Origin of the sequence: Paenibacillus sp. 276b (assembly GCF_900107875.1) — a bacterium.
GTDB classification, from domain to species: domain Bacteria; phylum Bacillota; class Bacilli; order Paenibacillales; family Paenibacillaceae; genus Paenibacillus; species Paenibacillus marchantiae.
Map to the genome: position 1 here is coordinate 49524 of NZ_FNRR01000005.1, position 21444 is coordinate 70967.

The 21444-nt window shown below is 45.1% G+C and carries 20 protein-coding genes; 14 read left to right on the forward strand and 6 right to left on the reverse strand.

The genetic code is table 11. The annotated features are described in order from the left end of the window. The first annotated feature begins 246 nt into the window (after window positions 1-246). Window positions 247-1317 (forward strand): serine hydrolase domain-containing protein, encoded by a 1071-nt coding sequence (locus BLV50_RS22425; RefSeq protein WP_090810103.1) that lies wholly within the window; start codon window positions 247-249, stop codon window positions 1315-1317. 134 nt (window positions 1318-1451) lie between these two features. Here BLV50_RS22425 and BLV50_RS22430 read toward each other — a convergent pair whose 3' ends face one another. The 3 genes from BLV50_RS22430 to BLV50_RS22435 all read right to left on the reverse strand — a co-directional run bounded on the left by BLV50_RS22430 (window position 1452) and on the right by BLV50_RS22435 (window position 2900). Continuing rightward, window positions 1452-1982, reverse strand: coding sequence for a GNAT family N-acetyltransferase (locus BLV50_RS22430; protein ID WP_090810105.1), 531 nt, complete (start codon window positions 1980-1982; stop codon window positions 1452-1454). Window positions 1983-2300: 318 nt separating this feature from the next. After that, entirely contained in the window at window positions 2301-2456 is a 156-nt protein-coding gene (locus tag BLV50_RS32885; protein WP_162842450.1) for a hypothetical protein, read from the reverse strand. 153 nt (window positions 2457-2609) lie between these two features. Continuing rightward, a complete protein-coding gene (locus BLV50_RS22435) occupies window positions 2610-2900 on the reverse strand; it encodes a hypothetical protein (RefSeq protein ID WP_090810107.1) in 291 nt (96 codons plus the stop codon). A gap of 220 nt (window positions 2901-3120) precedes the next feature. Between BLV50_RS22435 and BLV50_RS22440 the strand changes: the two genes are divergently transcribed. The 3 genes from BLV50_RS22440 (at window position 3121) to BLV50_RS22450 (ending at window position 6710) form a co-directional block, all read left to right on the forward strand. Further along, entirely contained in the window at window positions 3121-4632 is a 1512-nt protein-coding gene (locus BLV50_RS22440; protein ID WP_371129276.1) for a DUF6359 domain-containing protein, read from the forward strand. 145 nt (window positions 4633-4777) lie between these two features. Then, window positions 4778-5407 carry a sporulation-specific diadenylate cyclase CdaS gene (gene cdaS, locus BLV50_RS22445; protein WP_063566290.1) on the forward strand — a complete coding sequence of 210 codons (630 nt, stop codon included), beginning with the start codon at window positions 4778-4780 and terminating at the stop codon, window positions 5405-5407. A gap of 196 nt (window positions 5408-5603) precedes the next feature. Then, complete coding sequence (locus BLV50_RS22450) at window positions 5604-6710, forward strand: Leu/Phe/Val dehydrogenase (RefSeq protein ID WP_090810111.1); 1107 nt, start codon at window positions 5604-5606, stop codon at window positions 6708-6710. A 205-nt stretch (window positions 6711-6915) separates the two neighbouring features. Here the strand turns inward: BLV50_RS22450 and BLV50_RS22455 are convergent, their stop codons facing one another. After that, window positions 6916-7779: a LysR family transcriptional regulator gene (locus BLV50_RS22455; RefSeq protein ID WP_090810113.1), complete on the reverse strand. Its 864-nt coding sequence runs from the start codon at window positions 7777-7779 to the stop codon at window positions 6916-6918. A gap of 193 nt (window positions 7780-7972) precedes the next feature. Here BLV50_RS22455 and BLV50_RS22460 point away from each other — a divergent pair, with 193 nt between their 5' ends. Beyond that, window positions 7973-9016, forward strand: coding sequence for an alkene reductase (locus BLV50_RS22460; RefSeq protein WP_256338023.1), 1044 nt, complete (start codon window positions 7973-7975; stop codon window positions 9014-9016). 70 nt (window positions 9017-9086) lie between these two features. On the opposite strand, the gene BLV50_RS22465 is transcribed toward BLV50_RS22460, so the two are convergent. After that, window positions 9087-10286 (reverse strand): MFS transporter, encoded by a 1200-nt coding sequence (locus BLV50_RS22465; RefSeq protein ID WP_371129277.1) that lies wholly within the window; start codon window positions 10284-10286, stop codon window positions 9087-9089. Window positions 10287-10551: 265 nt separating this feature from the next. Between BLV50_RS22465 and BLV50_RS22470 the strand changes: the two genes are divergently transcribed. After that, on the forward strand, window positions 10552-11133 hold the full coding sequence (locus BLV50_RS22470) for a TetR/AcrR family transcriptional regulator (protein WP_090810119.1): 582 nt from the start codon (window positions 10552-10554) through the stop codon (window positions 11131-11133). A gap of 98 nt (window positions 11134-11231) precedes the next feature. Here the strand turns inward: BLV50_RS22470 and BLV50_RS22475 are convergent, their stop codons facing one another. Next, the gene (locus tag BLV50_RS22475; RefSeq protein WP_090810121.1) at window positions 11232-12356 is read right to left on the reverse strand and encodes an LLM class flavin-dependent oxidoreductase; all 1125 of its coding nucleotides are present in this window, start codon (window positions 12354-12356) and stop codon (window positions 11232-11234) included. Window positions 12357-12624: 268 nt separating this feature from the next. Here BLV50_RS22475 and BLV50_RS22480 point away from each other — a divergent pair, with 268 nt between their 5' ends. The 8 genes from BLV50_RS22480 to BLV50_RS22515 all read left to right on the forward strand — a co-directional run bounded on the left by BLV50_RS22480 (window position 12625) and on the right by BLV50_RS22515 (window position 21421). Beyond that, window positions 12625-14016 (forward strand): helix-turn-helix domain-containing protein, encoded by a 1392-nt coding sequence (locus BLV50_RS22480; protein ID WP_090810123.1) that lies wholly within the window; start codon window positions 12625-12627, stop codon window positions 14014-14016. 255 nt (window positions 14017-14271) lie between these two features. Beyond that, a complete protein-coding gene (locus BLV50_RS22485; RefSeq protein ID WP_090810124.1) occupies window positions 14272-15621 on the forward strand; it encodes a hypothetical protein in 1350 nt (449 codons plus the stop codon). A 332-nt stretch (window positions 15622-15953) separates the two neighbouring features. Beyond that, window positions 15954-16115 carry an aspartyl-phosphate phosphatase Spo0E family protein gene (locus BLV50_RS22490; RefSeq protein ID WP_090810126.1) on the forward strand — a complete coding sequence of 54 codons (162 nt, stop codon included), beginning with the start codon at window positions 15954-15956 and terminating at the stop codon, window positions 16113-16115. 137 nt (window positions 16116-16252) lie between these two features. Beyond that, window positions 16253-16762 carry a DUF1453 family protein gene (locus BLV50_RS22495; protein ID WP_090810128.1) on the forward strand — a complete coding sequence of 170 codons (510 nt, stop codon included), beginning with the start codon at window positions 16253-16255 and terminating at the stop codon, window positions 16760-16762. 247 nt (window positions 16763-17009) lie between these two features. Then, window positions 17010-17198, forward strand: coding sequence for an aspartyl-phosphate phosphatase Spo0E family protein (locus BLV50_RS22500; RefSeq protein WP_063566279.1), 189 nt, complete (start codon window positions 17010-17012; stop codon window positions 17196-17198). 227 nt (window positions 17199-17425) lie between these two features. Next, window positions 17426-19249, forward strand: a complete 1824-nt coding sequence (locus BLV50_RS22505; RefSeq protein ID WP_090810130.1) for a cache domain-containing sensor histidine kinase — start codon at window positions 17426-17428, stop codon at window positions 19247-19249. Between the two features lie 5 nt (window positions 19250-19254). Next, entirely contained in the window at window positions 19255-20022 is a 768-nt protein-coding gene (locus tag BLV50_RS22510; RefSeq protein ID WP_072734965.1) for a response regulator transcription factor, read from the forward strand. A gap of 103 nt (window positions 20023-20125) precedes the next feature. After that, the gene (locus BLV50_RS22515) at window positions 20126-21421 is read left to right on the forward strand and encodes an ABC transporter substrate-binding protein (RefSeq protein WP_090810132.1); all 1296 of its coding nucleotides are present in this window, start codon (window positions 20126-20128) and stop codon (window positions 21419-21421) included. The last annotated feature ends 23 nt before the right edge of the window (window positions 21422-21444 follow it).

Here is a 21444-nt window from a genome sequence, read left to right on the forward strand (position 1 = left end):
GATTGGGGTCGTTACGGAGAATTCAAAAAAGCTGATGTCCGATGTACTCGGGATCAGCTTTTTTGGCTTGATATGAGCGGCTTGAAGCAGTGGTATTGAATCGAAAAGTTTAGAGGGTTCAGTTATCCGGGCAGGAAATCAAGAATTGGAAACGAATACATAGTTTGGTTTGCTCAAAATAGGTTGATCAACGTAATTTCAACATTCAAGTAATAAAAGAATCATAAAAAAGGAGTACATTTTACCATGCTGGATTTACAAAGTTTTGTTTCAGATTACACAAAAGATAAGAAACATTTACAGCTTGTTATCGGGATTGTTAGGGAGGGAGATGTTGAATACTATTCATTTGATAATAATAAAAAGAAAAGTGTGATCCCTCCTGAGCATAAGTTGTTTGAGATCGGCTCCATAACCAAAGTTTTTACATCCATAATTTTATTAGAAATGGAAAAAGAAAAACTGCTTTCCTCGGATGACGTTGTTGGTAAGTTCGTGCAGAACGTTCAAAACGATTATTTGAATAAGATTACCTTGAGAAGCCTTGCTACTCATACCTCTGGATTACCTATATTGGCAACCAACCACAATTTGGCTAAAAAAAGATCGAATCCTTATTCAATGTATACCGAGCAAGATTTAACTGCTTTTTTATCTAATTCTGATTACACGGATAGCATAGGTTCGTTTGGATATTCCAATATCGGTGTAGGTTTACTGGGATACATACTATGTAAGGTGTCAGGAAGTGCGTATGACGAACTGTTAAAAAAATATATAACGAGTCCATTAAAGATGAATGAGACAGCCGTTATACTTGATGCAGAACAGAATAGCAGGTTTTTGAATGGACATGCTTCATCTGGGAAAAGAGTCCCTCATTGGGATCTTTCTATACATGTAGGAGCTGGGGGAATTAAGTCATCTGTTAGCGATTTGAGTTTATTTGTCCAAGCCAATCTAAATGATAATAATCCGATAGCCTCTACACTACAAAAAAGTCATCTCCCTATATCGATCGGAAATTCAAACCGTTATTTTGGCTGGGGAGAGGATAATCTTCTAGATAAAGGTATCCTCTGGCATAACGGGGGTTCAGCTGGTTTTAATAGTTATCTAGCTTTCAATAAGGAACTCCGTGTAGGAGTTGTATTGCTATCCAATTATTCTTTTTTCTCAAATTCTCTTATGGATCATTATTTTGCTCAAATCATAAAATGGATTACAAAAAAAGAGCCTTCACAAGGAACGATGATAGACTCTACAGGTATAAAAATATTGGAAGAAATCATGCAGAGAGAAGCGTCATTAAAGTAACGAGAATCGATAGAAGTATTAGCCACCTGATCATTAGGTGGTTTTCTTATGCTTAATGACTCCCATCCAAGATAAATAATCCTAGATACAAAAGAGGACGCGTTAACGCCCTCCTGCATCATATCAGGAATTCATCACTCACCTGCATATTCCTTTGCAAGAATCGAATATAGACACGAATCATGATATTCCCCTTTGTAAAACCAATGCTCTCGCATCAGACCTTCACGCTGCATGCCAACCTTCTGCATAACCTTCTCAGAAGCCTTGTTGTTCGGGCGGCATTTCGCATAAATACGGTGTACGCCAAGTGTATTGAAGCCAAAGCCAAGCATCGCTCGGGCTGCTTCGGCAGCGTACCCTTTTCCCTGGTAAACGGGATTGAGCACATAACCGATTTCTGCGTTCGTCTTTTCGATGTGAAGGCCAATACCGCCGATCAGAATGCCCTCCTTTTTCAAGCATATCGCCAGTTCAAAGCCCTCTTGTGGTTGTGTTTGCTGTGAATTCAGCACGAATTCCACATAAGCCTGCGTATCTTCTTCCGTATTAGGTCCCCATGCCGTATGCTGAGTAACTTCTGTCATGGATGTGTAGCTATGTATACTTTCCCAGTCTGTCTCCAGAATATCCCGGATGATGAGTCGTTCGGTCTCCAATTGCATAGCTATTCCCTCCTATATAAAAAGTGAACTAAAGAATAGTTACACTTGCCACTTCGATGACAGAACAACCTTCCGATCGCTGTTATCCCCAGATTTTTTTGATTCCCTTTTTAAAAGGAGAAAATCCGGGGATAAAGGCGTAGCGTATGCTTCCGATGTAGCTTTCTTTCAGAAAGCTTTTAGCTCCGCTTCTTCAGGTTTTTTCTGTCCTCTCCGTTTCTCGTGTAAATGTTTAGTTCAATTATATAGTAAAACAAAAATAGCCCAATAACCGATTCGTGTAAAGAATGGGTTACGAGCTATGTAAGTATAAGCATGCTATTGTGGTTGTTTACATTCAACTGCGGGATAAGTATAAGCCAGCTTGCGAATAATTTCCTTTTGCCATTTAGTGTCACCCAGGTTGGTTGCCAGGTTCAGAAGATCCAAATAATCGTCAAGCTGCAGATCAGCCTTTTGCAGAGTTGTATTCATTCGATGTTCGTTCCCCTTTATCTATAAAATCGTTAAGTCATGTACAGTAGGCAGAAGACTTGAGACAAGCTCAAGAATGATAATCATTATCACAGTTATATTATCATTATGCAATGAACGATGTCAAAATGCAATGCCAAGGCTCGAATGTACTCAACTTTTTTTCGAAAAAAGGCTCAGCCACAGCACATAGGGAATGTACACACCCAGGTATGCAGACGGATAAAGAAACCATCCATTCAACAGGAAATGGTGAATTTCTGTGGTGAACGTTGTCATATGGGAATTCGTAGCGTACACATCACCTGCAATGACAGTGGCCGCACTATAGAAGCAGAGCAGTGCAAGTACATGGAAAATGCGGGTCACCATCCGTGAGCGGAGCGCAACAAATACCATAATCAGTGGAACAATCAGCAGGAGCAGAAGAAAAAGAAACTTCATCATATAGGTCTCCTTTGGGATACTTTTGTTAAACAGTATGGGCAATTGGTGGAATTTCCAAAAGTTTTTTCAAACATTTTACAAAAAGAAAGAGGAATTCAGCATATGAACGATTAAATTAAAGGTGGATAACCCATTATCAGGTAATTACGAGGAGGAGAAGGCAAGTATGAAGAAAGCGATATGGCAGCATTGGATCGGGGCATTCCTGATCTTCATCATGATGGCGACGGCATTGCTTCAACCTGGTTCACAAAGTCCGGTACAGGCCGCTGCAGCACCTATTACGGTATCGCAGGCCATCGCTGCCCAGAGTGGCGGAGCAACGGCAACGGTGGAAGGATATATTGTTGGACATGCCACCGGTTCGCTTACAGCCAAGTTTACATCTCCTTACGCCAATGATTTTAACTTCCTGATTGCAGATTCAGCGACAGAGAAGACTAACGCGAAACTGCTCGACGTGCAGATTCCAGCGTCGTACCGCTCGCAATATGGACTGGCTACCAACCCGAATCTTGTGGGGCAGAAGGTTATCGTAACCGGAACACTTGGCGCATATAACAGTTATGCCGGAGTTAAGAATCCTACCTCAATCGCACTCTCCTCTGGAACAACCAATCCTGATCCTGATCCAGGCACAACGCTGCCGGATGGTACAGGGAAGAAAGTATTATTCGATAACACGCATGCTCAGACAGCCGGGGCTGCGGACTGGGTTATTGATGGGGCATTTTCGGACTTTGCGAATGGTTTGCGAAACGCAGGCTTTACCGTGGATCAGCTGGATCGCAGCATCCCGTATACCTTCGGTGAGCAAGCCATCACCTTTAATAAATTGAAAGATTATGATGTCTTCGTTATCGGCGAAGCGAACGTGCCTTTCAAAGCGACAGAGCAAGCTGCGCTGCTGCAATATGTACAGAATGGTGGCAGTGTCTTCTTCATTGCCGACCACTACAACGCAGACCGGAACAAAAACCGTTGGGATTCCTCCGAAGTATTCAACGGCTATCGCCGTGGTGCATTCTTGAATCCGGCCAAAGGCATGTCGTCAGCAGAAGCTGAATCTCCAGCCATGCAAGGCGTGACCAGTTCGGACTGGTTGGCATCCAACTTCGGTATTCGTTTCCGCTACAATGCATTGGGAGATGTTAATGCAACGGATATCGTCGCACCTTCACAGTCGTTCGGCATTACAACTGGCGTGAACGCAGTGGCCATGCATGCTGGTTCCACACTTGCCATTATTGACCCGAACAAAGCCAAAGGTCTGGTGTATGTACCTAGTGGGGTTTCCAAATGGGGCAACGCGGTAGATCAGGGCGTATACAATGGTGGCGGACGAGCTGAAGGAGCCTACGCAGCGATCGCCAAGATCGGGGCAGGAAAAGCAGCATTTATCGGTGACTCCTCACCTGTTGAGGATGCCACTCCCAAATATCTACGTGAAGAAACAGGCGCTGCCAAAACAACGTATGATGGCTTCAAAGAAGTGAATGACGGTGTATTCCTCGTGAATACCGTGAAATGGCTTGCAGTGAAAGAAAGTTACACAAGTCTGTCCCAGGTCGCTGGACTGACATTGGATACGCCGACAAGTCTGCTTGCTATTGAAGCTCCGGCTTCTTCCACTGAGCCGCAAACCGAACCATGGGCTACACCGGCTGCAGGCTACAAATGGTACGATCCTACAACGTTTAAGGCAGGATCGTACGGCAAAGCGCAGTAAGATAAGCAGTAAGAAAAATATACGGAAAATCGGCCTGTTCGCCACAATTGCGGACAGGCTTTATTTTGCATAAATGCCCGGAGCAGAGGGAAACGTATGGGTAATTATGAATGATGAGTGAGATGCCAAGGTGAGGAGGAAGACCATGATGAATCGGCAAGCAGACTGCGACAGCTCGACCATGAGGCAGAAACTCAAAGGGGACCTCCATCGTGTGGCAGATCGAATGAACAAGACGTTATCCACCTTTGACCATGACAGTGTGTGTCTGCTGGGCCAATTTGCGGAGATTCGGGCCGAGATCAAGCAGATCGAGGTGCTGGCGTCTTCCTTTTATCTGGATTGTTATCTGTCTCCCTTCACGGAGAAATTTGCCGAACTGACTGCCAGTGTACAGCATTTGTCGGATCGCAGATATGGTGCGCTCATTGTAATTGAACGGGAAGTTCCGCTTGAACCAATTATCCACTCAGGGGTTGCAGTCGATGCCAGAGTCACGCATGCGTTGCTGGAGTCGCTGTTTATACCGGGTGCACCTCTGCATGATGGGGCGGTGCTGATTCGGGGCAATCAGATTGTATCCGCGGGCAATGTATTACCTTTGTCACAGGCCATTGCACATGAACGGAAAATTGGCACACGGCATAGGGCTGCTCTCGGATTAAGTGAGCTGACGGATGCGGTTGTGCTGGTTGTCTCGGAAGAGACAGGTCAAGCTTCATTCGCCGTGGGAGGGGATCTGCATCCCATCAACGTGGTTGAAACCCTGCCATGATTACTGGTCGCTAGATTTTTTACCGATTCCATGCTGGAGTAAATGAACCTTTTTCCCTGCGAAGAGAGAAAGGTCTTTTTGTTACATCGTGATGTGGTTTTGCACAAACTTGATAATCATGGGTACAATAGAGGATGGAAGACGAACTGAAGAAGGCGAATTGATCGCAAAAATGGTTGGAGGAGACGGTTAACACATGAGCTGGTTTGATGCAATGGAACATCACGATTATGAGGAACTGGTACTGTGCCAGGATAGAGCCTCTGGTTTAAAAGCAATTATTGCTATTCACGATACAACACTCGGTCCAGCGTTGGGAGGCACACGGATGTGGACCTATGCTTCTGAGGAAGCTGCCATTGAAGATGCCTTGCGCCTTGCGCGGGGAATGACATATAAACATGCTGTATCCGGACTGAATCTGGGCGGAGGTAAAGCCGTAATTATCGGGGATCCGCGCCGTGACAAAAATGAAGCGATGTTCCGGGCCTTTGGCCGATACATTCAGGGACTGAACGGACGTTATGTCACCGCAGAGGATGTGGGAACGACAGAAGAAGATATGAATCTGATCTATCAGGAAACTGACTATGTTACAGGCATATCACCAAGCTACGGTTCCTCCGGTAATCCTTCCCCGGCAACAGCCTGGGGTGTATATCGGGGCATAAAGGCCGCAGCGAAGCAAGCATTCGGCACGGATCTGCTGGAAGGCAAAACCGTGGCTGTACAAGGTGTGGGCAACGTGGCGATGCGTCTGTGCAAATATTTGTACGAAGAAGGTGCGCAGCTGATCGTTACCGATATCCATAAGGATTCCGTGAAGCAGGCTGTGGATCAATTCGGTGCAAAGGCGGTGGACCCTACCGACATTACTGGAGTGGATTGTGATATTTATGCTCCATGTGCATTGGGCGGTACCATTAATGATGATACGTTGAAACAGCTTAAGGCCAAGGTTGTGGCAGGCTGTGCCAACAACCAGCTGCTGGAGCCGCGTCATGGTGACAAGCTGCATGAAATGGGAATCGTATACGCACCAGACTACGTGATCAATGCAGGTGGCGTAATTAATATTGCGGATGAGCTGAACGGCTATAATGCAGATCGTGCGTGGAGCAAGGTTGGAGAGATCTACAATAATCTGGAGAAAATCTTCGACACGTCGCGGACCGAAGGCATCGCAACGTATATTGCTGCGGATCGACTGGCTGAACGCCGGATTGAACTGATGAAAAATACACGCAGCACGTTTCTGCAAAATGGTCATCACGCGCTGAGTTCCCGCAGACTGCGCGGGTAAATTTTAAGGATTCACATTACAATAAAATGTAAAACAGCTAAGGCAGGCATCCCATGGTGAACTGCACCCCATTTGTTAGAAAGGAGGTGCAGTGCAATGGATGCCTGCCTTCTCTTTGAGTTTAAAGATTTTTTTGTAAGGCGTTCATCGTATGGCTCGGCTAATATTAAAAATTCTTATAACCCGAGAGCAACGCAATGTTATTTCAAAACGTAATGCACTTCTGATTCAGCAGCTTCACAAATCGATCCAGCGCGCTGCTGACGTATCGATCCTCACCCCGGACAAAGGTCGTTGTGGTATGTGTGAATCGTTCGGCCAGATCATATACAGAGAACTCATCTGGTTTCTTGTGAATAACGCTGCAAGGCATAATGGTAAAAGCAATCCCCGACTCCACACAGCTAAGCAGGTTATCCATCGTGCTGACTTCAATCATATTGCGAGCAGACAAACCTTCTTCCTGCAAATATTCCTCCGTAATTTCACGGTATGGGCAGCCTTTTGGGAAAACGACCCACGAAACCTGACACAGGCTTTCGGGTGGAACGTCCATCCTTTTGGAGATGATATGCACCGTGTCCTGCATTTCATATTCCACTTTCAGACCCTCTTTTACACACGCACCACTAATAAAGGCACCATCAATCTCGTATTCCTGTATTTTCTTGCGCAGCACTTTGGGTGAAGTGGCATTCACAAGTGAGATGGAGACCTCGGGATAGGTCACTTGGTATTCATTGAGAATCTCCATGAACCGGCTGGATGCTGCCGTCTCCACAATCCCGATTTTTAACGTGCCTGAAGGCTCACCGGGATCAGTCATATCCTGCTCCAGATCGTTCAACAGGTCACGGATGCGTGTTGTATATTGGACAAATTGTTCTCCTTTGGAAGTCAGCACTACCCCTTTGGGAAAGCGGTTGAACAACTGCACCTGATATTCCTGCTCCAGCTTTTTGATGCGTGTGGTGACGTTGGATTGAGCGTAATTCAGTTCCTTGGCGGCCTGTGAGATTTTGCCGGACCTTGCCACCGCGAGAATAATATCGATATCCGAGAGTTCCATGGCTCTGGCCTCCTGAGTTGTAATGAAATGAAGTGAAGTGAAGTGTTAGGTATCTCTATGAGAGATACCTCTATATATTTCAATCATTTTACGATATATATATGCCGGCTTACAATATCGTTATCAACAGCTTTTACAGAGCAATGGAATCATGCAAAACGCTGATATTGGAGAAGGAGTTGTGATGAGAAATATGTCTACATTACTGAGCCCGGTGAAGATCAACGAGTGGCATTTGAGAAACAGGTTGGTGATGGCACCTCTTACCCGAGGGTTTGCCAATGATCAGGATGGGACCGCGACGGAAGAGATGGTGGCGTATTATGAGCGACGTGCCCAGGATGGTGTGGGGTTGATCATTACAGAGGGGATTAATCCCTCGCTGGCAGGCAAAGGCACCTATGGCATCCCCGGATTATATACGGCTGAACAGACCGACTCATGGAAGAAAGTGACGAATGCCGTCCATAAACACGGAGGGACCATTATCTCTCAGTTGTGGCATGTGGGCAGACTGTCTCACTCCGATCTGATAGGCACCCCGCCACTGGCACCTTCAAACATTCCGGCTCAAGGAAGAGTCCATAAATTGCATAAGCCATATCAGATACCTCACGCCATGAGTGCGCAGGATATCAAGGATAGCATTCAACAATTTCAAAAGGCTGCCCGCAATGCGGTACGGGCTGGATTCGACGGAATTGAGCTGCATGCAGCACATGGTTATCTGATCGACCAGTTTATCAATGAGAAGACGAACCACAGAACAGACGAATATGGAGGCGATATCCAGGGACGATTGCGTTTTCTGAAGGAGATCATTATTGCAGTTCAAAAAGAAATTAGCGTGGATCGCATATCGGTACGATTTTCTGAGAAAAAAGATGATGACCCTTCCTATGTCTGGACAGACAAGGCTGGAGTGCTGAATGCCTACCTGAATCTGTTCCGCGAGACAGGCATTACAATCCTACATCCTTCAACAGATCGATACACCAGAGTATGGGATGGGGAACAGAATTTCCATGAGGCGATTCGCGAGCAGTGGGATGGAATCATCATTGGCGTAGGGGATCTTGAGGAAACAACCGCAGAACAGGCTGTGCAAAATTCGAGCATTGATTTGGCAGCGTTCGGCAGACCGTTTATCGCCAATCCTGATCTGGTGCAAAAATTTCGTGCGGGGCAGCAGTTGATCAAGTATGATGCCAATGAACATTTAACTGTGTTGGTGTGAATGTAGAAAGAAAAGGGCAGAAGCTGATCCTAAAGATCACTCTGCCCTTTGTTTACGTATGGAAGAATGGTTATGGGTTACTGACGACGATGACTTTCTTTTCCGTTAAGTAGTATACGAGTGCAAGCAGAGGCATTAACAGACCAATCAATGTCGTGAGACTCCAACCTCCATGCGCGTAGGACCAACTGCCAAGAGATGATCCAATTGCGCCCCCTACAAAAAAGATCGACATAAATATTCCGTTTACGCGTCCTCTTGCTTCGCTCAACGAATAGATAATGCGCTGTCCCAGCACCAAATTACCCGAAACCGCCATATCCAGCGTGATGGCAACGAGCACAAGCAAAATAAGGGTAGCGGTAGAGTGACCCTGGAATAGATAGGCAAGCCCAAAAGATGCAACTGCGATGACCATGGCGAGTCCGGTTAATATGCGGGTTAAACCTTTATCCGCCCATCTTCCGGCAATAGGTGCTGCGATGGCACCCCCAACACCAGCCAGTGCAAACCAGGCAATTCCTTGCTGGGACATGCCATACTCATTGGCGAGCTGCAAGGGAACTGTGGTCCAGAACAAGCTGAAAGCGCCAAACAGGCTGGCCTGATAGAGGGCTCGGCGGCGGAGCATGGGAAATGTTTTGAGCAGGGAGCCCAATGACAGAATTAATTGTCCGTACTTCATCGCAGGTTGTGGCTGACGTGCAGGAAGTGCACGTGATAGGAGCAATGTAAGCAATACGATAATGATTGCCGAGAAGACAAAGACCGCTTGCCAGCCGAGCAGGCTTGTAATAAAACTTGCGACTGGCCGAGCCAGCATGATGCCCAGCAGTAGACCACTCATCACGTTGCCGACAACCCGTCCGCGTTGCTCCTCAGAAGTGAGGTAGGTGGCGTAGGGAACCAGAATTTGCGCAACGACTGAACTGATACCGATGACGAGGGAAGCAGTCAGAAATAATACGGCATGGGAAGAGAAAGCAGCGGCAATCAATGCAACGACTAGAATGATGAGGAAAAAAGTTACAAGTCGCTTATTCTCCAGAATGTCACTGAGCGGAACGATAAACAGCAGGCCAATAACATAACCGATCTGTGTTAACGTCACAATCAATCCCGCAGCAGCAGAGGAAAGCCCTGTTGTCACGCTGATTGGTCCTATAACCGTCTGAGCATAATACAGGTTTGCCGCAATCAGCCCGCACGCCGCAGCCAAAAGTAAAATCAACCAACTGGGAACTGAATTTGATTTCACATCAGTTTGCATATCCATGAGTATCACCCTCCACATGTTCTCTAATTATTTTTTATTAAAGTGAACTTGTATTGAAATTGTTAATTACTAAACGGTGCGTTTACTAATCGTAAGCATATAATAAACTAAACGTTTAGTATTGTAAATAGGCGTGGGGATTTTTTTCATGTCGAGGTAAGGTAAGAACGAAATTGTTTAATGTATCGGTCTTTTAGTATAATGAACGTATAGTTTTTATGAATTACAGATGCATTGGTTACACCAAGGAGGGCTTATGATGACAGCCAAAAGAGGGCGTCCCCGCAATGTGGAAACCCAGAATGCGATTCTTGCAGCTTCCTATGAATTATTACTGGAACATGGTTTCGGAGCGATTACGATCGAAAAAATTGCTGAACGTGCTAAGGTGAGCAAAGCAACGATATATAAATGGTGGCCTAATAAAGGTGCTGTCATTATGGATGGGTATATGTCTGCGGCAAAGGCAAGATTGCCTGTACCGGATACAGGATCGGTATTTGAGGATGTGCGCATTCATGCGAGCAATCTGGTTGTTTTTTTGAGCAGCCGGGAAGGAAAAGTGATCACACAGATTGTCGGAGAGGGACAGTCTGATCCAGGGCTTGCAGCAGAATACCGAACCAGATACATTCAGCCTCGTCGGCGCGAAGCGTGGGGAATTTTTGAAAAAGGTGTAGAACGGGGACAGTTGAAAAAGGATTGTGACATCGGACTGTGCATAGACCTCGTCTATGGAGCGATGTTCTATCGCATGCTGGTGACTGGCGAAGTGATAGATACTGAATTCGTGCAGCGTTCGTTGATCTCCTTGTTTGAGGGTATTAAATCTGGATCATAGAGAAAGACATCTTGGGGGAGGGATAGGGCGATTCTTAAGAATCACCCTGGATACATAAAGGCTTGTGGATGAATGGGGATTGTGTGGAGAACTGAGAACTATACCTGGAAGATCGGTGAGATGGCTGGGGGCCATGAATCAGGAGAATGCGAAGTGGAAGAAGGAAGAGACTCGTTCAAGAGCGGGGGCTCGTTCCATATGAAACTGGGTATTTCGCGTCGTAACACCGGCGCTACATCCTGGGCAAAGCGTTCTACCTGCTCCAGCTGCTCTGCATGGCTGAGTCCATCCACGCTGATACTCAGTACCTGATGTCCATATGCGGCATGGTAATTGAGGATCTTCTCAATGACTTGCTCTGGACTACCAATCAGTACAGGACCATGCGCAATGTTATCCTCCAGGTCCTTAAAGGGTGACTGGTTGTGCTGCGCAGCGGCCGTAGCATGAAATGCCTCATAATAAGGCGTATAACGACGGATCGCCTCTTCGCGTGTATTCGCGAGGTATAGGCTGCCTGCACCAGAGCCAACCACCGCTCGGTTCGCATCATGACCATAATAATCGAGACGCTCCCGGTAATGGTCAATTAACGCTTTGTATTTTGCCTGTGGGTGGAAGGAATTCGAGCTAAATATCGGTTCGCCATACTTAGCTGCAAGCTCGGTAGAGCGGGTGCTCGATGCGCTGCCATGCCAGATCGGAATGGATTGCTGAAGCGGTCTCGGCTGAGTAGTAACCTCTTGAAGGGGAGGGCGATACGTTCCCTGCCAGGTTACATTCTCTTCAGTCCACAGCCGTTTCAGCAGTTCGTAGCGTTCACCGAGTGAATCCCATTGTTCCTCCTCGCTAATGCCAAACAGGGGATAGTGCCGAGGATCATTGCCTTTCCCGATGATCATCTCCAGACGTCCGCCCGATAATTGATCCAGCGTGGCATAATCCTCGGCAACCCGTACCGGATCAAGTATACTGAGAACAGTGACCGTTGTTAGCAACCGGATACGTGAAGTCGCAGCAGCGACGGCGGTCAGCACAACGGGAGGTGAGGAAGACAGAAAAGGTGCGCCATGCCGCTCACCGATCCCATATGCATCGAACCCCAGCCGTTCGGCCAGCTTGGCTTGTTCCAAAATGTTGTGAAACTTTTGTTGTGTTGTTAGTGATTCACCAGTTACGGCATTTGGAAGATTCATCATGAGACTAAATAAGGCAAATTTCATCTAACCATCCCCTTGGATTGGATTGGAAAAGCACTGGGTTGTCTAATCCTATGGAAATAGTAGGATATTCAAGCTAAAACTAACTTTACCATGTTGCCATGCATTCTTCTAATGGATTTTTTCTATAAGGCGGATTAAAGCCGCTCAAACTTAGACAAATGGGCAGGAAATTGCCACGATTTTTATTGACCGCTGTAAAATTTAGGATTAAAATTGTGCATATCATATAAATTCAAATTTATGGATTTTCATTGTGGAGGTGGGAGACATGGAACCTACAACTACGATACGCTCCTTTATTGAGGACTACATCAGGAAACAGGGCTATACCCTGCAATACTTTGCCGATATATCGGGTGTGAACGCTGGAACGTTAAGTGCGATCATCAAAGGAACGCGGCCAATCGCCATGGCTCAACTGGATTTGATTACCAAAGGCATGAAGCTGGAAGAAGGCCATTTCTACGAAATTTACGGCGCTGAGTGTTTTGTGGAGTCTGCACCACATTGGAGAAGACTGGAACCTTTTCTGCAACGTTGCGCCGAGCTGGACAAGCTCGAATGTATTCAGAGGGTAATCCAGCAAGTGACGGATGATCGATCCTATATTTCCGAATTGTTCGAGATGGCAGAAGGCATGCTTGAACGAGGACAAAAGAAAGCGGCCCGCATGTTATATGAATGCGTTGCGGAGTGTGAGAAGTACCAACACTCGGAACGTCTCGCATTGTGTCAGTACCGTATTTTCACACTATCTCTGGGTCAGGATCAGCATGAAAATCTCAGGGCAGCCGTGCACTTCGAGCCATATATTAATAGGCTGGATGAAGAGCGGCAACTGGATGCGATCAAGGATCTGGCGAATACATACTCAGCCCTACGTTATTGGGACAAGCTGTTCGCACTAGCAGATGAATTGGGGCGTAAAGCTGAATTTATACAATCTTTTACTAAGAAAAAAGTCGATAAAGTAAATAGGGTAACTGCATATCCCCTTTTTGTGTACAGAGCATATTCAAATCTTCTCAAGGCTTCAGCCTGTGAATGGAGTGGAAAATATAAGGAGGCTCTAAACTACACCCAAGAATATGCTGAGATAATTAATATTGCAAACCCTAGTGAAGAGGACCAAATATATATCAATATGTTCAGTGGCTGGACTGAAGTAAACACCTATTTGTATAATCTGATGATGGGAAATGAAGAAGTGCTCCCAGCGTATGTGGCATGGATTGAACAAAATGAAGAAGAATTCCTTACTGCTCTTGTCAAAATTATGGAGGCAGCAAATACTTACGATATGAATATCAATCATGTACTTTTAAAATTTGATAGTAAAATTAATACAATTTCAAGAGATATTATGTCAAATAAAAGATACAATAAACAGATAATAAATGACAGGTACACCAAATTTTTGACTGAATTGGCAATTTATTATTTTCGTCAGGAACGATATGCTGAAGGAATGCAAAAGCTGCTTAATTGTTTGAATTCAGCAATCAATATTAACAATTATAGAGATATTATACAATGCGTTGCTCTCTTTGAAAGATACAGGTCTTTTGCATCTCAGGAGATACAAAACTTGTACGGATCTATAATAAAGGAGGCATATAATTATGAGATTAAAAAAAATTATAACAATACTTTTGTTTAGTACTATTTTTTTCTCTGTTATACATCAATATCCAATCGACATAAAAATACAATCCTTTGGTCCTTCATCTCATGGTGATGGAACATTGTAGATTAATCGCAATGAAATTATAAACTATCATAGTTAATGGTTTATTTCCGAGATTGGAAATAAGCCTTTTTTGCGCAGATTGACCATTGTAAAATTCAGGATTAAAATTACATTTATTAAGTATTGATGAATCTTAAGTTAGTTTGGTTGAAGGGGGTGGGAGAATTGAAACTTGCACCTACGATACGCACATATATAGAGAATCACATAAGAGAAAGAGGATATAAACTACAGCAATTCTCAGATGTCACGGGTGTCAACGTTGGTACATTAAGTGCCATCCTCAAGGGCAGCAGGCCTTTAGCCATGAATCAGTTGGATCAAATTACATCTGGTATGGGGTTGGAGGATGGATACTTCTACGAAATGTACAGTGTGGAATGTTTTGTGGAAGCCGCACCTCATTGGAGGCGTTTGCAACCGTTCCTGTATCGCTGTGCTGAACTTAACAAGCTAGGCTGTATTAAAAAGGTGGTCTATCAGGTTACAGATGATCGATCCTATATTTCAGAACTGTTTCAAATGGCAGAGAATCTATATTCCAACGAAATGAATGAAGCGGCGCTTATTTTATATGGATGCGTAGCCGCAGGTGAGAAATATCAGCACTCGGAAAGATTAGCACTGTGCCAGTACCGTATTTTTCTTATTAATATTGGTCATGACCAGAAAGTGAACAGACTACTCATTTCCAAATTCGAACCATTCATAGAACGGTTAGATGAAGACTATCAGCTGGATGCAATTAAGGATCTAGCGAATGCATATTGGGGATTACATGAATGGGATAGAATGAGGGACATAGCCTGCCAATTAGAAAAGCAGTCGGATGTGGCCATGAGACAAACTAAAAAGCTTACTAGTAAAACACAGTATCCACTATATGTATATAAAGCTTATTCTAACTTGCTTATTGCTAATTACCATGATTGCTCTGAAAATTATAAAGAAGCTCTTCGATATACTGATATTTATGAGAAAATCATTGAGACTTACGGAATTGAGGATAAGCTCATTGATCGAAAAATTAGATATATGGCTAAACTTAATAAATATTTATATCAAATAATGATGGGCGTACGAGAAGTTATACCTGATTACATTAATTGTATCGAGAAAGATGAAGCAGAAATTCTTCCTGCTTTGGTTAAAATTATTCAATCTGCTAACAGGCATCATTATGACGTGGATGATTTATTGGTCAAGTTTGAAAAAGAGATTGCTATACAATTCAATGATACTTATTTAAGAGGGGCGTACACAGAACAAAGCTGGTATTATCGAAGAGTTATATTATTTTATGAGCTATCAGTTTATTACTTTAGAAGACATAGGTACGATTCTGGATCGAAGTCTCTACTTATAAGTTTGGAGTTATCCATTTTTGTTAAAGATGATGCGGCAACATTAAAGTGTATTGATCTTTATGGAGAGTTTAAGAGTCGTTTATCTAAAGAATTAGAGAACCAATACAAAACATTAATCAGCTTGCTTCATCCAAATGCGAGTTTGTAAGTATCCGTAGCCTTAATAAAATGTGTAAATCTGTATGGGGAATATAGAAGATTTGCTAATGAAGAAATAAACGTTAAATATCAACAGATATTACAATCGAACAATGTTGCATTAATTATAATATATATTTAAACAGCCAACTGTTTTTGCAGTAGGCTATTTTTGTTTTCAATAATTAGGTCGAAAAATGAACATAAAAGTTTTCTAAAGAATCTTTTTTACAAAATTCTGCAAAACATCATATGTTTTTGTCAGTACTATGGGTTCACACGAAAAAATAGAGGATAAAAGATGTATTCTAAATTGTTTTAAAAAGGGGGGGGGGGCATGCTGTGAGAGAGCCGAGAATCCTGAGAGATCAAATCGAGCAGAATCGGCAACATTTGCGTCGGTTGGTGGAGAAACATGGCATGCATGATGATAAAGTTCTCAAGCAGTCTATGGTGCTGGATGAACTGATTAATAAATATATTCGACTAAGAGAGAAACACTAATTTGTTAACGCTCTTATCTTCCTCTGTAATCCACCTATAGGTGGACCTCTATATCAACCCAGTTGTGGACGCTAGAGCGGTGTTCTCCCTGCTATGCTTAAAGCATCAAATCAAGCAGATTACAGGGGGAACAACGTATGACGACGAGCATGTGGGTTCAGATGATCATCATGTTTGCGGTTTTAGTATTCACTTCAATTGGACGAAAGCCAGTACGTTATTATCGTTTATTGCTGCCTTTCGTTATTATGGGTTATTATGCAGCCATATTCCTTAAAGACATGACTTTTACAGGCAATAATGTGCTGTTTTTGTTGGTGGCCGTGATTGTAGGGGCATTGTTCGGAATGATTGTGCTGGGAATAACGCGTATGGAATTCGATGCGACGGCAGGTAAGTGGTATACCCGAGTGGGGATAGGTAGTGTGGTCGTCTGGGCAGTGGCATTCCTGCTACGCATCATTCCGGTGGAATGGATTACGCATCATCCGCAGCAAGCATACCAGTATGCAAATGAGCATCAATTGGATCTTCAGAATATCGGCCCTGCATTTATATTAATGACCGCAGCTATGGTTTTGGTGCGTGTAGCAGGGATTCTAATCCGCTCCAGAGCGAGCAAAGTACAGCATACGATTGGAACATAATTTATAATGTGTTTCTGTCTTTAGTCTTTGTGTAAAGGGACTCCATTTTCTCATGAGTACGATATGTAGTTTAGTGTGAGTGGAATATATCTATATGCTGTAATTGTGACGATTTTCACGGATTAATGCAAAATGCTATGTTATGAAAGTATTGTTATGTAAGAAAACATTTTATTTTGCAAAGGAATAAAATATGAATTTTTTGGCAATGTATCCTAAAATGTTTTAAAAAGAGGGGGTGCATGCTGTGAGAGAACCGAAGCAGATTAGAGACCAAATCGAACAAAACAGGCATGAGTTAAGTCGTTTGGCGGAATATCATGGCATGCAAGACTACAAAGTCCTTCAACAATCGATGGTATTGGACGAGTTAATTAATGAATATAATCGCTTCAAATATAATAAACACTTTATGAATAGACAGCCGATTGCATAAAGCAGTCGGTTTTTTGATGCAATAGAAGAGTAGTCGACTGTAGCCATACAGTCGGCTTTTTTGCGTTTCGTCGAAACCTGCGCTTCAATCTTGAAATTCCGTACCAATCCCATGGTTGGCAGGATAGCCAACGATCATTAAAACTGGATATGATGACCCCAGTTATATCCAGATTGATCTGTGAAGGGGGATCATACAATGATCGGGAGAGGGAGGGATGAACGGAAATGATGGACAAGGTACTGGGTTATTTCGGAAGAAATATGAATCTGCGCACCAAGCTGCTTCTGTTGTTCCTGGCGTTGACCTTGCTGCCGCTAAGCTTGCAGGGAGTGGTTAATTACCTGCATTTCTCGCAGACGATTGATCGCAAGACGGAGCAGTTCACCATTGATATTGTCCGCCAGATTAATACCAATCTGAATCGGCTGCTCAAGGACTTCGAGCGTTTGTCGCTCTTGCCGCTCTATGATCAGATGATGCTTGGCATTCTGGGCAAATACAATGCTCCGATGGGATCGGGTACATGGGCGAGATCCGATGATTATCTGAAAATGAAGCTCTACACGTCCGGTCAGGCGTATGACCGACCTGAAATTCGTGGCATCCATCTAATCAGCAACAGCGGCATTTTGTTCTCCAATCTGGATTCGCTGGCAGTGAATCCGGTATGGGACAGCAGGCAGGATGACTGGTTTGCAGAGCTTAACGGCTCGGAAGGGGAATGGCGTCTGCTCCCTCCGCACGAACCAAGCTATTACACGGGCAGTCATGAAGAGCCGTATATATCGGTTGCCCGTGAGATACGTGATCCGGGTACACTCCAGCGACTGGGGTATATTCTGATCGACATCCGGCTGGAAGCCTTCGGCCAACTCTTGTCCAATCTGAATTTTGAGCAAAATGCGAGCCTGATGATTGTCGACAGCAAGCAGCGTCTTTTGTTCGAGCGGACCTCAGCTGGAGGTCTATCCGCTTACGACCAACTGTTAACGCATGGCCAGCTTCAAGGCTATGCAGGCAACCAGAAGGTTGTCCTTGATGGGAAGCCCTATCTCTACGTGCAAAACCATTCCAGCTATTCAGGACTTTCGGTGATCAGCCTTACGCCTATTGTCGTTATTCAGAAGGAGTCGGGCGAGATGCTCACGTTTACGTTTGGATTCGCTGTGTTGTGTATGGCGGCCGTAGCAGTTCTCGCGGTGCTCTTATCTTACCGTATAACGAGGCCGCTAATTCGATTGAAACACAATATGATTCGGGTGGAGCAGGGAGACTTTAGCCAGCGCGTAGCGCACTTTAGCAATGATGAGTTCGGACAGATTAGCCGGGGTTTTAACCGAATGATGGAAGAGATCAATAGATTATTCAACGAGGTATTTCTGTTGGGCATTCAAGAGCGAGAGGCAGAGTTGTCAGCATTGCAGAGCCAGATCAATCCCCATTTTATATACAACACATTGGAGTCCATCAACATGATGGCGGTCCGCCAGAAGCACGCTGAGGTGTCTGATATGGTGACGGCACTTGGCAAGCTGCTCCGTTATACGATTGATAAGGTGGACCGGAGGGTTCCGCTTCAGGAAGAACTGGCTTTTGTACAATCCTATGTACGCATTCAACAAGTACGTTATGACGGCAAGCTGGAGGTAATCTATGACATCGATGAAGCCATTACAGAGTGTCTGATTCCTAAGCTGGTATTGCAACCGCTGGTGGAGAACGCTGTCTACCATGGCATTGAAGGGAAGGCGGATGGCGGGGTGATCTGGGTATCTGCATTGAAATTCGATGATGAGCTGCTGATTATTGTGCGTGACAATGGCAAAGGCATGGCTCAGGCGGAGATTGATGAATTAAATGAATCCATTGCTCGGCAGCCTTCCAATGAGGCATTGCGTTGTCATGCCGGGGACAGGCTGGGACTTAACAATATCTCTCAAAGGCTCCGCCTCATGTATGGAGAAGGCAGCGGCTTGAGCGTCGATGGCAGTCCCGGGCAGGGCCTGGCGGTGACGATATCCATTCAACTTCAACCGAAAGGGGAATGAAGCGCATGTATAAAGTATTGCTTGTGGAGGATGAGACGGTCATCCGTCAGGGACTGAGAGAGCTGATTGTACAGGCGGCTCCTCAGTTCGAGGTAACAGGTGAAGCTTCGAGCGGAGCCGAGGCACTGGATTTTCTGAGATGTGAAGTACCTGATGTGTTGATCACGGATATTCGCATGCGTGAAATGGACGGGCTGACACTGGCATCCAAAGCAAGAGATATGTACCCTGAACTGCTGATGATCATCATTAGCGGGTACGGAGAGTTTGAATATGCACGCAGGGCGATGGAATACGGGGTATTGAACTATCTGCTGAAGCCGATTGAACGACATGAACTGGCATTATGCATCCAAAAAATTCAATTGCTGCTGGATCGCAGGTATGGCATTTCAACCCTTCCAGTCACTGAGCCATCTGGGAAAGCAGAGCACTCCGGCGGAGATACGCGGAAGATTATCCGAGATGTGAAGGAGCACATCAAGCAGCACCCCGATGGGGATCTGCGACTTCAGACCATAGCAGCTCTGGTTCATCTGAACCCCACCTATCTAAGCCAACTGTTCAAGAACGAAACAGGAACCAATTACTCCGAATACATCGCTGAGGCTCGTATGGAACGGGCCAAGTGGCTGCTGGTTAACACAGGGCTCAAAATCTATGATGTTGCAAGGTTATCCGGGCATCAGAGTCCCAAGCACTTCATGCTGGTATTCAAGCAGCAGGTGGGATGGACAGCAGGGGAATATCGTGACCGATTCAGCATTTCTTGAAATACCATACCATTTCTGTAATTGACGTGATTTATGAGCGGGCGATGTCTTCGTTATACTTTGGTTGCACATGTATACCACTAAGTCCATAAGGGGGATTTTCATGAAAAAAGCAGGACTGATATTGATACTCTTACTCATGATGATTGCTTCAATCGGGTGCACAAGCTCCAATTCCGGAAGTGATCCTGGGCAAGCAGCCGGGGAGAATGGAGAGGTTGAGCTGAAATTCATGATGTGGGGCAATCAGGCACATATGGATGTATACAACAAGCTGATCGATGGCTTCACGCAGGAAAATCCAGGCATCAAGGTGACGATGGAATCCGTACCTTTCGCGGAATATCAGCAAAAAATTTCGGTGCTTGCCGCTGGCGGCTCTCTCCCGGATATCGCATGGGTATCGGAGCGGATGGTGCCACAATTCAAATCCAATCACATCCTGGCCGATGTATCCGAGTTCAAGGACGATGCACAGTTCAAGCTGGATGATTATATACCAAGCACATTGGATTTGTTCCGTGATGGAGATCAGCTGCTGGGGCTTCCTTTTTCTACACCTCCGGTGGTCATGTTCTACAATAAAACGCTGTTCGACAAAGCAGGCCTGACCGACCCGAATACACTTGCCAGCCAAGGGCAATGGACATGGGAACAGTTCGAGAAGTCCGCTAAGGCGATCACCAGCAAGGAGGCGACCAACCGGATCTATGGCGCTAACTTTTTTCGCGACTGGAAGACCTGGGCTGTGCTCTCCTCGTATTCCTGGTCCAATGGCAGCGGCCCGTTCGACGAAGGCATGACGAAATTCACCTGGAACGATGCCTATGGCGTACAGACCTTTGAACTGCTGGAGCGCATGATGTTCACCGATGAATCGCATCCAAAAGCAGGCGAGCAGGTCAGTTTCGATGCTGGCAATGTGGGCATGTTCTTCGATAACTACAGCTATGTTTCCAAAGCCAGAGAAATTACGGATTTTGAATGGAGTATCGCTCCCATGCCTTCCGGTTCACAGGGCAGCGTACCGATGCTGGGGCAGGCTGGATATGCCATGTTCAACGACAGCAAACATCCGGAGGAAACCAAGAAGCTGTTGAAGTATTTTGCCAGCGAGCAGGGCATTCAGGAGACGGCCACCTACTTTGTGCCTCCGCGTACCTCTGTGCTGAACTCCGATGCGTTCATTAATCAGCCCAATAATCCGAGCAAGGAGCATATTGTGCAGGCGGTGATTAATGAAATGCCAAAAGCGCGCTTGATTCCAGGTCATATCCGTTGGCAGGATATCGACAATGCGGTGTTGCAGGGATTTGACCGACTGTTCGCCCGTTCAGCAACACCCGAGGATAATCTGAAGCAAATGCAGGAAGAGGTCCAAAGCGTGCTGCAACAATAAATATTCTTATAGAAACAGGAGGT

What these genes read in the sequence shown, in the direction of transcription:
- BLV50_RS22425 (WP_090810103.1), top strand. Translation starts at nt 247, where the DNA reads ATGCTGGATTTACAAAGTTTTGTTTCAGATTACACAAAAGATAAGAAA.
- BLV50_RS22430 (WP_090810105.1), bottom strand. Translation starts at nt 1,982, where the DNA reads ATGCAATTGGAGACCGAACGACTCATCATCCGGGATATTCTGGAGACA.
- BLV50_RS32885 (WP_162842450.1), bottom strand. Translation starts at nt 2,456, where the DNA reads ATGAATACAACTCTGCAAAAGGCTGATCTGCAGCTTGACGATTATTTG.
- BLV50_RS22435 (WP_090810107.1), bottom strand. Translation starts at nt 2,900, where the DNA reads ATGAAGTTTCTTTTTCTTCTGCTCCTGCTGATTGTTCCACTGATTATG.
- BLV50_RS22440 (WP_371129276.1), top strand. Translation starts at nt 3,121, where the DNA reads ATGATGGCGACGGCATTGCTTCAACCTGGTTCACAAAGTCCGGTACAG.
- cdaS (WP_063566290.1), top strand. Translation starts at nt 4,778, where the DNA reads ATGATGAATCGGCAAGCAGACTGCGACAGCTCGACCATGAGGCAGAAA.
- BLV50_RS22450 (WP_090810111.1), top strand. Translation starts at nt 5,604, where the DNA reads ATGAGCTGGTTTGATGCAATGGAACATCACGATTATGAGGAACTGGTA.
- BLV50_RS22455 (WP_090810113.1), bottom strand. Translation starts at nt 7,779, where the DNA reads ATGGAACTCTCGGATATCGATATTATTCTCGCGGTGGCAAGGTCCGGC.
- BLV50_RS22460 (WP_256338023.1), top strand. Translation starts at nt 7,973, where the DNA reads ATGTCTACATTACTGAGCCCGGTGAAGATCAACGAGTGGCATTTGAGA.
- BLV50_RS22465 (WP_371129277.1), bottom strand. Translation starts at nt 10,286, where the DNA reads ATGCAAACTGATGTGAAATCAAATTCAGTTCCCAGTTGGTTGATTTTA.
- BLV50_RS22470 (WP_090810119.1), top strand. Translation starts at nt 10,552, where the DNA reads ATGACAGCCAAAAGAGGGCGTCCCCGCAATGTGGAAACCCAGAATGCG.
- BLV50_RS22475 (WP_090810121.1), bottom strand. Translation starts at nt 12,356, where the DNA reads ATGAAATTTGCCTTATTTAGTCTCATGATGAATCTTCCAAATGCCGTA.
- BLV50_RS22480 (WP_090810123.1), top strand. Translation starts at nt 12,625, where the DNA reads ATGGAACCTACAACTACGATACGCTCCTTTATTGAGGACTACATCAGG.
- BLV50_RS22495 (WP_090810128.1), top strand. Translation starts at nt 16,253, where the DNA reads ATGACGACGAGCATGTGGGTTCAGATGATCATCATGTTTGCGGTTTTA.
- BLV50_RS22505 (WP_090810130.1), top strand. Translation starts at nt 17,426, where the DNA reads ATGATGGACAAGGTACTGGGTTATTTCGGAAGAAATATGAATCTGCGC.
- BLV50_RS22510 (WP_072734965.1), top strand. Translation starts at nt 19,255, where the DNA reads ATGTATAAAGTATTGCTTGTGGAGGATGAGACGGTCATCCGTCAGGGA.
- BLV50_RS22515 (WP_090810132.1), top strand. Translation starts at nt 20,126, where the DNA reads ATGAAAAAAGCAGGACTGATATTGATACTCTTACTCATGATGATTGCT.